Here is a 12,673-nt window from a genome sequence, read left to right as displayed (position 1 = left end):
AAGAGACGCGGCGGCTCGCATCCGGGGGCGAGGCCACCCGTGCGGGCACTTCCGTGACCTGACGAGGACGATTCGATGACCACCTTTCCGCACCTGCTGGCGCCGCTGGACCTGGGCTTCGTCACGCTGCGCAACCGCACGCTGATGGGCTCGATGCATACCGGGCTGGAGGAGATGCCCGGCGGCTTCGAGCGCATGGCCGCCTATTTCGCCGAGCGCGCCCGCGGCGGCGTCGGCCTGATGGTGACCGGCGGGGTCGGGCCGAACGAGGAGGGCGCGGTGCGCATGGGCGGGGCCAAGCTGAGCACCCCCGAGGAAGCGCAGGCGCACCGGGTGGTCACCCAGGCGGTGCACGAGGCGGGCGGCCTGATCTGCATGCAGATCCTGCATGCCGGCCGCTACGCCTACAACCCCAAGCTGGTCGGGGCCAGCGCCATCCAGGCGCCGATCAATCCCTTCACTCCGCGCGAGCTGGACGAAGAGGGCATCGAGAAGCAGATCGCCGATTTCGTCAATTGCGCCGCGCTCGCCCGCGAAGCCGGATACGACGGCGTCGAGATCATGGGTTCGGAAGGCTACTTCATCAACCAGTTCCTGGTGGCGCACACCAACCACCGCAGCGATCGCTGGGGCGGCAGCTATGAGAACCGCATGCGCCTGCCGGTGGAGATCGTGCGCCGGGTGCGCGAGGCGGTCGGCCCGGACTTCATCGTCATCTATCGCCTGTCCATGCTCGATCTGGTCGAGGGCGGCAGCAGCTGGGAGGAGATCGTCCGCCTGGCCAGGGCGGTGGAACAGGCCGGCGCGACCCTGATCAACACCGGCATCGGCTGGCACGAGGCGCGCATCCCGACCATCGCCACCAAGGTGCCGCGCGCGGCCTTCACCAAGGTCACCGCGCGCCTGCGCGGCGAGGTGAAGATCCCGCTGATCACCACCAACCGCATCAACACCCCGGAGGTGGCCGAGCGGGTGCTGGCCGAGGGCGACGCCGACATGGTTTCGATGGCGCGGCCCTTCCTCGCCGACCCGGAGTTCGTCAACAAGGCCGCCGCCGGGCGCAGCGAGGCGATCAATACCTGCATCGGCTGCAACCAGGCCTGCCTGGACCATACCTTCGGCGGCAAGCTGACCACCTGCCTGGTCAACCCGCGCGCCTGCTACGAGACCGAGCTGAACTACGTGCCGGTGCGCGAGCCGCGTCGCATCGCCGTGGTCGGTGCCGGCCCCGCGGGGCTGGCGGCGGCGACCGTGGCCGCCGAGCGCGGGCACCGGGTCACCCTGTTCGAGGCGGCGGACGAGATCGGCGGGCAGTTCAACGTTGCCAAGCGCATCCCCGGCAAGGAAGAGTTCCACGAAACCCTGCGCTACTTCCGCCACAAGCTCGCCGAGGCCGGCGTCGAGCTGCGCCTCGGCCGGCGCGTCGGCGTGCAGGAACTGGTGGACGCCGGCTTCCAGGAGGTGCTGCTGGCCACTGGTGTGCGGCCGCGCACGCCGGCGCTGCCGGGCATCGACCATCCAAAGGTGATCGGCTATCTGGATGCCATCCTCGGGCGCAGGCCGGTCGGCCAGCGGGTGGCGATCATCGGCGCCGGCGGCATCGGCTTCGACGTCGCCGAGCTGATCACCCACTCGGGGCCGGCCACCAGCCTCGACCGCGAAGCCTTCTGGCGCGAATGGGGCATCGACCCCGAACTGCAGGCGCGCGGCGGCGTCGCCGGTATCCAGCCGCAGCCGGGCGCGGCGGCGCGAGAGGTGTTCCTGCTGCAGCGCAAGAAGGCCAAGGTCGGCAACGGGCTGGGCAAGACCACCGGCTGGATCCACCGCGCCGGGCTGAAGAACAGGCAGGTGCGCATGCTCAATTCGGTCGAATACCTGATGATCGACGACGAAGGGCTGCACATCCGCGTTGCCGAGGGCGAGCCGCAGGTCCTGCCGGTCGACACGGTGATCGTCTGCGCCGGCCAGGAGCCGCTGCGCGAGCTGCAGGCCGGCCTCGAGGCGGCCGGTCTGGCGGTGCACCTGATCGGCGGCGCCGACGTGGCCGCCGAGCTCGATGCCAAGCGCGCGATCAACCAGGGTTCGCGCCTGGCCGCCGCGCTCTGAGCGGGCCTCGGGGCGGAACAGCCGTCCGTCGGCGCCGGGGAGGTTTTGTGCAGCCGGTCGCAGGCGGTCGGAACGGCCGCCGGACGCCTGCCAACCCAGTCACACTGCCTGGCGCGGCTTTTCACCTAGACTAGCGGCCTGTGCGGTTGGTTGAACTGACCGAACAGGCCACCAGGCCCGTGATGAACCCGCGGCCGGCCACACGGCCGCACACCCCGGCAATGCCCCGGCTCGCGCCCGGCGAGCTGCCGAAGGACACCGCTCATGCAGAACAAACCGCAGATGGTCGAGGCCGTACTGTTCTTCAACGAACGGGGCATCTGCAAGGAAATGCTGTACCCCGAGTTCGAGGCCCTGCTCGACGGAGTGGTGAGCATGCCCAAGTTCGCCGACCAGCAGATGCGCGTCGCCTACGTGCTGGTGGACGCGCGGCTGCAGGTCCGTGCGGCGGTCTTCTTCTACCTGGACTTCACCGAGGACGGCGCCGCCGACGAGGGCTGGAACATCCCCCTGCGCCAGCTCGCCGAGCGTGCCGGCCGTGGTCCCGACCTCGGTGCCGGGCCGATCCGGCTGGCCTGCCGCAGCCAGTGCCCGGTGGCCTGGCACCAGATGCACCTGTGGGACCCGGAACAGACCGCGGGGGTGAGCGACCTGCAACTGTTGCGCGACACCCTCAGGCGCAACAGCCTGGGACTGCTGGTGGAAGAGGACGGCCCGAAGGCGGTGCCGGCCGACCGCCTGCAGGTCGCGGCGGAAGACAAGTGGTATCCCACCGCCGCGCCGGAGGCGCCGGCCCCCCAGCCGACGAGCCCGGACCACGAACAGCGGCTGAAGGCGGCACGGCTGATCAAGCAGCAGCGTCTGCGGATCGACAGCCTGGCCCGCGAGCACGAAGCCGAGCTGGCCGCCGCGCGCGAAGCGGCGGAGCAGGTGCGCCAGCTGCAGCAGGCCGAGATCGACCGGCTGGTCGCCCGGATCGAGGCGCTGGAACTGCACAACGCCCGCCTGCAGGCCGAGACCGCGACCCAGGCCGAGCGCTTCCAGCAGCAGCGCGAGGAGCTCGCCCGCCAGGTTCGCGCCTTGGAGCGCAACAGCCAGGCCGAGGCCGATACGCTGCGCCAGCAGCTGGAAGCGGGCATGCAGGCGAAGATCGCCGCCGCGGTGGAGAGCTACCGCGAGCAGATCTCCATCCGCGATGTCGAGCTGGCCTACCGCGACGAACTCGACAGCCAGCTGCAGGCCGACATCGAGCGCCTGAAGAAGGAGGCCGAGGAGCGCGCCGTGCAGGCGGCAGAGCAGGCATTGCAGGGCCTGGCCAAGCAGGGGGTGATGTTCGTCGCCTACCACCCCGGCGCCGGCCACCTCACCATTCCCCCCGGCGACCTTGCCACCTACTCGCAGAACCCGCAGGCCTATGCGGCCGCCAAGTGCAACGTGTCCCCCGAGCAGTACGGGCAGTGGCTGCGTCACTACGAGCGGCCGCTCTGCGTCGCCACCCTGCCGAGCGGCGAGCCCTGCGCCATGCCGATCGACCGGGTCGGCACGCCGGCGCGCTTCGTGCCCGGCGAATCGGATTGCTGCTCGCGCCACCGGACCGGCCACCGGCTGAAGACCGGCAGTTGAGTGTCTGAAGAACCCATCCCGCGGGCGCGGCTGCAGGCGTTGCGCCTCGACTGGCTGGACGATGCAGGCGTGGAAGTCGGCCTGCTGCGCCTCGACGAAGTCGACCCGCTGCTGTCCGGCAACAAGCGGTACAAGCTGCACGGCTATCTCCGTCAGCGCGAGGCGACTGGCGCGCCCGGCCTGATCAGCCTCGGCGGCCCGCATTCCAATCACCTGCATGCCCTGGCCGCGGCGGGTCGGCGCCACGGCTTCGCCACCGTCGGGCTGCTGCGCGGCGAGCCCAGGACAACGCCGACCGTGGCCGACCTCGAAGCCTTCGGCATGCGCCTGCACTGGCTCGGCTATGGCGGTTATCGTGCGCGGCACCAGCCGGGCTTCTGGAGAGTGTGGCAACGGCGCTATCCGGGATTCGCCTGCGTGCCCGAAGGCGGCGGTGGGCTGACCGGGGCGCTGGGTTGCGCGCCGCTGGTGGCGCAGGTGCAGGCGCAATTGCCCGGGTTCGGCTGGCCCGATCACCACGGCTGGTGGCTCGCCGTCGGCACCGGCACCACGCTGGCCGGGCTGGTGATCGGCGAGGACGGCCGGCGGCCGGTATATGGCGCGCTGGCCGGGCCGGTCACGCACGGCGTCGGCGCACAGGTCGCACGGCTGCTGGACGAACATGGCAGGCCCGATGAGGGGTATCGGCTGGTACCGGCGGCGCGCCGCGGCTTCGGTCGGGCGGACGACGAACTGCTGGCCTTCATGGCGGACACCGAACGGGCCGCGCGGATCCCGCTGGAGCCGGTCTACACCGCCAAGGCACTGCTGGCGCTGCGCGAGGAGATTGCCCGCGGGCGCTTCGCCGCGGGTACCCGGCTGATCGTGGTGCACACCGGCGGGCTGCAGGGGCGCCGGGCGCTCGCCGGCGAGGCTGGGGCTTTGCGCTAGAGCAGGTCGGGCGCCAGGTCGGGCCAGCCGTCGGGCACGAGAAACAGGCGCTCGCGCTCCAGCCAGTGGTTGTCCGGGCCAGGCGCCAGGCCGGCGAGCAACTGCGGCTGGAAGGTCTCGGGCAGGCTCGCCAGCCATTCATCCAACTGCCTGCGATCCCAGGCCTGCGATGGCGCGAGACGTGCCGGTGCCAGCCAGGCCGCGCGGGGCAGGGGCTGCCAGGGGCCGTCCATGGCGGCGATCACCGTTCCCCAGTCCCGTCTGGGCACCCAGCGGCCGCGCAGGTGCGTCGGATTCGCGCCGGCCGGCGCACCTGTATCGCCGGGCCAGGGCGCGAACAGGTAGCCGCCGAGCCAGAGGCTGGCGGCAAGGTCGTGTTCGGTCAGCTCGCGCAGCGTGGCCAGGCCTTCGGCGGTCGCGGACAGCCCGAGCTGGTGCTGCTGCAGCCGGGCGAGCTTGAGGTCCAGGCGGTCGCGGCCGCCGGGGCCGACCCAGCTGTCGTGGCGCAGCGGGTCGGCGCCGGCGCGCCGCAGGTAGAACTTGATCGCCAGCTCGCAGTGCTGCACGCCGGCCGGGTCGCGCAGGACGAGGTCGAGCTCGCCGAGCGTCTGGCCGCCCAGGCGGATCGGCAGGTTGGCGGCAAGCAGCTCGACGTCCGGCGCGCGGCTCAGGGCGAACTGCCAGAGGCGCTCGTAATACAGCCCCAGGCGCCGGTTGCTGGCGCGCGCGAGCCAGTTCTCCAGGGCCGCCGGGTCGAGTTCCTGGTGCAGCAGCCAGTCGGCCAGCAGCCCGGGCTGGCGGTACCAGCGGCTTTCCTGCAGGGGATGGCGCTGCGGCGCGGGCGTCGCGAGCAGCAGCGGCGGGGCCAGCAGCACCCAGGCGAGATCGCGCACCCGCGGGTGCCGGAGGCGATGCAGCAGTTCGGCGAATTCGAGCGTCATCGGCTGAGCATAGCCGCTCTGGTTTGCCGCTGCCGGGCGCTTTCGCCCATAATCCGGGCACCTCACGCCAGCCCCTCCGGGAGCCCTATGGAGCAGTTTCGCAACATCGGCATCATCGGCCGTCTCGGCAGCACCCAGGTCGTGGACACCATTCGCCGTCTCAAGCGCTTCCTCGTCGAACGGCACCTGCACGTGATCCTCGAGGAAAGCATCGCCGAGGTGCTGCCCGGGCATGGTATGCAGGTGGCGTCGCGGCACCAGATGGGCGAGGCCTGCGACCTGGTGATCGTCGTCGGCGGTGACGGCAGCATGCTCGGCGCGGCGCGGGTGATGTGCCGCTACCGGGTGCCGGTGCTGGGCATCAACCGCGGCAGCCTTGGGTTTCTCACCGACATCCGCCCCGACGAGCTGGAGGAGAAGGTCAGCGCCGTGCTCGACGGCCAGTACCTGCTGGAGAACCGCTTCCTGCTCGAGGCGCAGGCGCGCCGGATGGACGAGTCCATCGGCGAGGGCGACGCGCTGAACGACGTGGTCCTGCATCCGGGCAAGTCGACGCGGATGATCGAGTTCGAGTTGTACATCGACGGCCACTTCGTCTGCAGCCAGAAGGCCGACGGCCTGATCGTGGCGACGCCGACCGGCTCGACTGCCTATTCGCTGTCGGCCGGCGGGCCGATCATGCACCCGCGGCTGGACGCCATCGTCATCGTGCCGATGTACCCGCACACGCTTTCCAGCCGGCCGATCGTGGTCGATGGAAACAGCGAGCTGAAGATCGTTGTCTCACCGAATATGCAGATCTATCCCCAGGTTTCCTGCGATGGCCAGAACCACTTCACCTGCGCGCCGGGCGATACCGTCACGGTCCGGAAAAAGCCGCAGAAGCTGCACCTGATCCATCCGCTGGACCACAACTACTACGAGATCTGCCGCACCAAGCTCGGGTGGGGCAGCCGGCTCGGCGGAGGCGACTGATGCGCGTGGATCCGGCGCGCCGCTACGACCTCATCGGAGACATCCACGGCTGCGCCCGTACCCTGGCCCGGTTGCTCGACACCCTCGGCTATCGGCGACAGGGCGGCGTCTGGCGGCATCCGTCGCGGCACGCGGTGTTCCTCGGCGACATCATCGATCGCGGCCCGCGCATCCGCGAGGCGCTGCACCTGGTGCACGACATGGTCGACGCCGGCCAGGCCCACTGCATCCTCGGCAACCACGAATTCAATGCGCTCGGCTGGTACACGCCAGCGCCGCCCGGCAGCGGCCGCACCTTCGTGCGCGAGCACACGCCGCGCTACCGGCGCCTGCTGGAGGAGACCTTCCAGCAGTTCGAGCCCTATCCGGACGAGTGGAAGGCCTTCCGCGAGTGGTTCATGGAGTTGCCGCTGTACCTCGACGGCGAGCGTTTCCGGGTCGTCCACGCTTGCTGGGACAGCGCTCTGATCTCGCTGCTGGACGAGCGGCTGGACGAGGGCCGGCTCGACCCGGCGTTCCTGCAGGAGGCCGGCTTCGACAACAGCTTCGCCTGCCGCGCGCTGGACCGGCTGCTGCGCGGCACCGACATGCCGCTGCCCAACGGCATCACCCTGACCACCGAGGAAGGTTTCACCCGCACGGTGTTCCGCACCAAGTTCTGGGAGCAGGACCCGCAGACCTACGGCGACGTGGTGTTCCAGCCCGACGGGCTGCCCGAGCACGCCGCCCGCGTGCCGCTGACCGTGGAACAGAAGAACCGGCTGTTCCTCTACGGGCCGGAGGAGCCGCTGCTGTTCGTCGGGCATTACTGGCGCCGCGGCAAGCCGGCGCCGATCCGCCCGAACCTCGCCTGCCTGGACTACAGCGCGGTGAAGTACGGCAAGCTGGTGGCCTATCGGCTGGACGAGGAAACGCGGCTGGACCCGGCCAAGTTCGTCTGGGTCGATGTCGAGCGGCCGGAGCACTGAGGTGGCGGTCGAAGCGCTGCGTGTGCCGCTGAACGAGGACCTGTCCGGTTTCCTGCGTCTGCTGCAACAACTGCAGGTACCCTGCCGCGTGAGCGAGGAAGGGGGGCAGCAGGTCCTGCGCGTGCCGGACGGCCTGGCCGAGCAGGTGCGGCAGCTGTACCGGCGCTATCTCGAGGGCGAGCCCCTGGCGCTGGCCGAAACGCCGCCGCAGCAGCGCCAGGGCTTCTTCGCCGAACTGCGCCGTCGTCCGCTGACCGCGGCGATCCTGCTGCTCACCCTGCTGGTGGCCGGGCTGACCTGGCTGGGCGAGAACCTGGCGGGGGTGGCCTGGTTCAGCTTCACCGACTTCCGCATCGAAGGCGACTACATCTACTTCGCCACGCTCGGCCAGATGCTCGACAGCGGGCAGTGGTGGCGCCTGGTGACGCCGATGTTCGTGCATTTCGGGCTGCTGCACCTGGCGATGAATTCGCTCTGGTACTGGGAGCTCGGGCGGCGCATCGAGGGCCGGCAGGGCACCCTGATGCTGCTGGCGCTGACCTTGCTCTTCAGCCTGGGCTCGAACTTCGCGCAGTACCTGTACGGTGGCGTCGGCATCTTCGGCGGGCTGTCCGGCGTGCTCTACGGTCTGCTCGGGCACTGCTGGCTGTTCCAGAAGCTGGCGCCGACCGACGCCTACCGGCTGCCGCCGGGCGTGGTGGTGCTGATGCTCGCCTGGCTGCTGATCTGCCTCACCGGCGTGATCGACGTGGTGAGCTTCGGCACCCTGGCGATCGCCAACGCGGCGCACGTGGGCGGGCTGGTGCTGGGCTGCCTGACCGGTGTGATCGGCGGCCTGCTGGCGCGGCGGGCGGGTGGTCGGTAGGGGCGGGCTGTCACGGCGAGAGCGCGCCATGCTGGGTGCTCTTCGGTGGGCTGAAGCCCACCCTACCTGAACGGTGCGGCGTCGCTGAGGCTCAGTTGGACATTGGCGTCGCTCACCTGCGCACCTGTCCTGTGGCCTACCGTCGCCGCGAGGGCGCGCCTCCCACAGGTAGGCCAGTGTGCGTTCGCCGCTTTTGTGGGAGGCCCGCCCTCGGGGCGATGCTCTTGATCCTCCAGGCACCAGCCCCGACGCTGTCCAGCCTTCCAGCCTTCCAGCCTTCCAGCCTTCCAGCCTTCCAGCCTTCCAGCCTCCAGTTTTCGGTAGAATGGCCGCTCGTTTTCCTGGAGCACGCCATGTCTTCCTTCCTCGACGCCATCCGCAACATCACTCCCGAGATCTACCAGAACCTCAAGCAGGCCGTGGAACTCGGCAAGTGGGGCGACGGCCGCAAGCTCACCGCCGAGCAGAAGGCGCTCTGCCTGCAGGCGATGATCGCCTGGGAGACCGAGAACCTGCCGGAAGAAGAGCGAACCGGCTACATGGGCCCGCAGGAGTGCCAGTCCAAGTCCACCTCGATTCCCAACGTCCTGTTCAGCTCCGCCTCGCAGAGCGTTCACTGATGCTGGAGCTCGGCCGCGGCGCGCTGGACAAGATGACGGCGCGCATCGACGCACCGGTGCAGTACGCCTTTCGTCTCGATGGGCAGCAGGTGCCGGTCAACCCGCTGATCGGCAAAACCCTGCGCCTCGAATACCTCGGCGAGATCCGCTGCACGCACTGCGGGCGCAAGACCCGCAAGAGCTTCAGCCAGGGCTACTGCTATCCCTGCTTCACCAGGCTGCCGCAGTGCGACAGCTGCATCGTCAGCCCGGAGAAGTGCCACCACGAACTGGGCACCTGCCGCGATCCGGAGTGGGGCGAGTCGTTCTGCATGACCGACCACGTCGTCTACCTGGCCAATTCCTCGGGGGTCAAGGTCGGCATCACCCGCGCCACCCAGCTGCCGACGCGCTGGCTCGATCAGGGCGCCAGCCAGGCGCTGCCGATCCTGCGGGTGGCCACGCGCCAGCAGTCCGGCCTGGTCGAGGACCTGCTGCGCAGCCAGGTGGCCGACCGCACCAACTGGCGCGCGCTGCTCAAGGGCGACGCCGCGCCGGTCGACCTGCGGGCGGTCCGCGAGGGCGTGCTCGACGCCTGTGCCGACGGCCTGCGGGCCCTGCAGCAGCGTTTCGGCCTGCAGGCGATCCAGCCGCTGGACGGCGCCGAGGTGGTCGAGATTCGCTACCCGGTGACGGTCTATCCTCAGAAGATCGTCAGCCTCGATCTGGAAAAGACACCGGTGGTGGAGGGCACCCTGATGGGTATCAAGGGTCAGTACCTGATCCTGGACACGGGTGTGATCAATATCCGCAAGTTCACTGCCTACCAAACGGCCGTTAGCTGCAAGCTCCAAGCTGCTAGCTGACGCCAATCCCGAACCTGCAGCTTGAAGCTGTCGCTTGAGCTGCCTCGAAGAGGTCTACCGATGCGTACAGAACAGCCGAAAGTCATCCATCTCAAGGACTACCAGGCGCCGGAGTACCTGATCGATGAAACCCACCTGACCTTCGAGCTGTACGAAGACCGCACCCTGGTGCACGCGCAGCTGGTCATGCGGCGCAACCCCGAGCGCCCCGGCGAGGCGCTGCCGCCGCTGGAGCTGCACGGCCAGGAGCTGGAGCTGCTGCACCTGAAGCTCGACGACCGCGAGCTGTCGCCGGACCAGTACCAGCTGAGCGACGACGCCCTCAGGCTGCAGCCCGACAGCGCCGCCTTCACCCTCGACAGCACGGTGTGCATCCACCCGGAAAGCAACACCGCGCTGGAGGGCCTGTACAAGTCCGGCAAGATGTTCTGCACCCAGTGCGAGGCCGAGGGGTTCCGCAAGATCACCTACTACCTCGACCGCCCGGACGTGATGAGCAAGTTCACCACCACGGTCAGCGCCGACAAGCAGGCCTATCCGATCCTGCTGTCCAACGGCAACCCGATCGCCAGCGGCGAGGAGGGCGACGGCCGCCACTGGGCGACCTGGGAAGACCCGTTCAAGAAGCCGGCCTACCTGTTCGCGCTGGTCGCGGGCGACCTCTGGTGCGTGGAGGACAGCTTCACCACCATGAGCGGCCGCGAGGTGGCGCTGCGTATCTACGTCGAGCCGGAAAACATCGACAAGTGCCAGCACGCCATGGACAGCCTCAAGCGCTCCATGCGCTGGGACGAGGAGGTCTACGGCCGCGAGTACGACCTGGACATCTTCATGATCGTCGCGGTGAACGACTTCAACATGGGCGCCATGGAAAACAAGGGGCTCAACATCTTCAACTCCAGCGCAGTGCTGGCCAAGGCCGAGACCGCCACCGACGCCGCGCACCAGCGGGTCGAGGCGATCGTCGCGCACGAGTACTTCCACAACTGGTCGGGCAACCGCGTGACCTGCCGCGACTGGTTCCAGCTGTCGCTCAAGGAAGGCTTCACCGTGCTGCGCGACGCGCAGTTCTCCGCCGACATGAACTCGGCGACGGTCAAGCGCATCGAGGACGTGGCCTACCTGCGCACCCACCAGTTCGCCGAGGACGCCGGCCCCATGGCCCACTCGGTGCGCCCGGAATCCTTCATCGAGATCTCCAACTTCTACACCCTGACGGTCTACGAGAAGGGCGCCGAAGTGGTGGGCATGATCCGCACGCTGCTCGGCCCGGAGGGCTTCCGCAAGGGCACCGACCTGTATTTCGAGCGGCATGACGGCCAGGCGGTGACCTGCGATGACTTCGTCAAGGCCATGGAGGACGCCAACGGCGTCGACCTGACGCAGTTCAAGCGCTGGTACAGCCAGGCCGGAACGCCACGCCTGGCGGTGCGCGAGCACTACGACCAGGCCGCCGGGCGCTACAGCCTGACCTTCAGCCAGAGCTGTCCGCCGACGCCGGGCCAGCCGGACAAGCAGCCTTTCGTGATTCCGGTCGCCCTCGGCCTGCTCGACGCCGACGGCAGCGACCTGCCGCTGCGGCTGGAAGGCGAGGACGCGGCCGTCGGCACCCAGCGCGTGCTGTCGGTGACCGAGGCCGAGCAGACCTTCACCTTCCTGGACGTCGCCGAAAAGCCGCTGCCGTCGCTGCTGCGCGGCTTCTCCGCGCCGGTGAAGCTGGACTTCCCCTACGGTCGCGACCAGCTGATGTTCCTCATGCAGCACGACAGCGACGGCTTCAATCGCTGGGAAGCCGGCCAGCAGTTGGCGGTGCAGGTGCTGCAGGAGATGATCGGCCAGCACCAGCGCGGCGAAGCGCTGTCGATGGACACGCGCCTGGTCGACGCCCTGCGCACGGTGCTCGAGGACGGCAGCCTGGACCAGGCGATGGTCGCCGAGATGCTGTCGCTGCCGGGCGAGGCCTACCTGACCGAAATCAGCGAGGTCGCCGATGTCGACGCCATCCACGCGGCCCGCGAATTCGCCCGCCGCGAGCTGGCCGGGCGGCTGTACGACCCGCTGTTCCAGCGCTACATGGCCAACCGCGAAGTCTCCCGGCAGACGCCCTACGTGGCCTCGGCCGAGCATTTCGCCCGCCGCGCGCTGCAGAACGTCGCGCTGGCCTACCTGATGTTCAGCGAGCGCCCGGAAGTGCTCGCCCTGTGCGCCGACCAGTTCGACACCGCCGACAACATGACCGAGCGCCTCGCCGCGCTGGCCTCGCTGATCAACTCGCCGTTCGAGGAGAAGAAGGCGCTGGCGCTGGAGCTGTTCGCCGAGCAGTTCCGGGACGATCCGTTGGTCATGGACCAGTGGTTCAGCGTGCAGGCGGCCTCTCCGCTGCCCGGTGGCCTCGAGCGCGTGCAGCGGCTGATGCAGCACCCGGCGTTCACCCTGAAGAACCCGAACAAGGTGCGCGCGCTGATCGGTGCCTTCGCCAACCAGAACCTGGTCAACTTCCACCGCATCGACGGCGCCGGCTACGCCTTCCTCGCCGACCAGGTGATCATGCTCAACGCCCTCAACCCGCAGATCGCCTCGCGCCTGCTGGCGCCGCTGACCCGCTGGCGCAAGTACGACGCGACGCGCCAAGGGCTGATGAAGGCGCAGCTGGAGCGCATCCTGGCCTCGGGCGAGCTGTCCACCGACGTCTACGAGGTGGTCAGCAAGAGCCTCGCCTGAACGTCGCCCGAGCCTGCACTCTGCACCGGCCCCGCACTTCCGTCGCCCCGGTGAAGGCCGGGGCCCAGTAGGGCGCGTA

Annotated in this window: 10 protein-coding genes; 9 read left to right on the top strand and 1 reads right to left on the bottom strand. The window is 69.2% G+C overall.

From position 1 onward, the window contains the following. Positions 1–75: 75 nt before the first annotated feature. From H610_RS0108905 to H610_RS0108895, 3 genes are all read left to right on the top strand, one after another. Complete coding sequence (locus tag H610_RS0108905; RefSeq protein WP_028239328.1) at positions 76–2,106, top strand: NADPH-dependent 2,4-dienoyl-CoA reductase; 2,031 nt, start codon at positions 76–78, stop codon at positions 2,104–2,106. Positions 2,107–2,370: 264 nt separating this feature from the next. Continuing rightward, positions 2,371–3,729: a chromosome partitioning protein ParA gene (locus H610_RS0108900; protein ID WP_028239327.1), complete on the top strand. Its 1,359-nt coding sequence runs from the start codon at positions 2,371–2,373 to the stop codon at positions 3,727–3,729. Beyond that, positions 3,730–4,659: a 1-aminocyclopropane-1-carboxylate deaminase/D-cysteine desulfhydrase gene (locus tag H610_RS0108895; protein ID WP_028239326.1), complete on the top strand. Its 930-nt coding sequence runs from the start codon at positions 3,730–3,732 to the stop codon at positions 4,657–4,659. Here H610_RS0108895 and H610_RS0108890 read toward each other — a convergent pair. Beyond that, positions 4,656–5,600, bottom strand: a complete 945-nt coding sequence (locus H610_RS0108890; RefSeq protein ID WP_028239325.1) for a DUF1853 family protein — start codon at positions 5,598–5,600, stop codon at positions 4,656–4,658. The two genes, H610_RS0108895 and H610_RS0108890, sit on opposite strands and share 4 nt — an antisense overlap. A gap of 87 nt (positions 5,601–5,687) precedes the next feature. Between H610_RS0108890 and H610_RS0108885 the strand changes: the two genes are divergently transcribed. The 6 genes from H610_RS0108885 to pepN all read left to right on the top strand — a co-directional run bounded on the left by H610_RS0108885 (position 5,688) and on the right by pepN (position 12,594). Further along, positions 5,688–6,575 (top strand): NAD(+) kinase, encoded by an 888-nt coding sequence (locus H610_RS0108885; protein ID WP_028239324.1) that lies wholly within the window; start codon positions 5,688–5,690, stop codon positions 6,573–6,575. Then, positions 6,575–7,543 (top strand): metallophosphoesterase, encoded by a 969-nt coding sequence (locus H610_RS0108880; protein WP_028239323.1) that lies wholly within the window; start codon positions 6,575–6,577, stop codon positions 7,541–7,543. Before H610_RS0108885 ends, H610_RS0108880 begins: the two co-directional genes overlap by 1 nt. Further along, positions 7,521–8,408 carry a rhomboid family intramembrane serine protease gene (locus H610_RS0108875; RefSeq protein WP_028239322.1) on the top strand — a complete coding sequence of 296 codons (888 nt, stop codon included), beginning with the start codon at positions 7,521–7,523 and terminating at the stop codon, positions 8,406–8,408. Before H610_RS0108880 ends, H610_RS0108875 begins: the two co-directional genes overlap by 23 nt. 353 nt (positions 8,409–8,761) lie before the next feature. Beyond that, on the top strand, positions 8,762–9,028 hold the full coding sequence (locus H610_RS0108870; RefSeq protein WP_028239321.1) for a YeaC family protein: 267 nt from the start codon (positions 8,762–8,764) through the stop codon (positions 9,026–9,028). Then, on the top strand, positions 9,028–9,873 hold the full coding sequence (locus H610_RS0108865; protein WP_028239320.1) for a DUF2797 domain-containing protein: 846 nt from the start codon (positions 9,028–9,030) through the stop codon (positions 9,871–9,873). Before H610_RS0108870 ends, H610_RS0108865 begins: the two co-directional genes overlap by 1 nt. Before the next feature lie 60 nt (positions 9,874–9,933). After that, positions 9,934–12,594, top strand: coding sequence for an aminopeptidase N (gene pepN, locus H610_RS0108860; RefSeq protein ID WP_028239319.1), 2,661 nt, complete (start codon positions 9,934–9,936; stop codon positions 12,592–12,594). The last annotated feature ends 79 nt before the right edge of the window (positions 12,595–12,673 follow it).

The organism is Stutzerimonas azotifigens DSM 17556, from assembly GCF_000425625.1.
GTDB classification, from domain to species: Bacteria; Pseudomonadota; Gammaproteobacteria; order Pseudomonadales; family Pseudomonadaceae; genus Stutzerimonas; species Stutzerimonas azotifigens.
The sequence above is the reverse complement of the archived record's forward strand: the minus strand, read 5'-3'. Positions and strand labels throughout refer to the sequence as shown.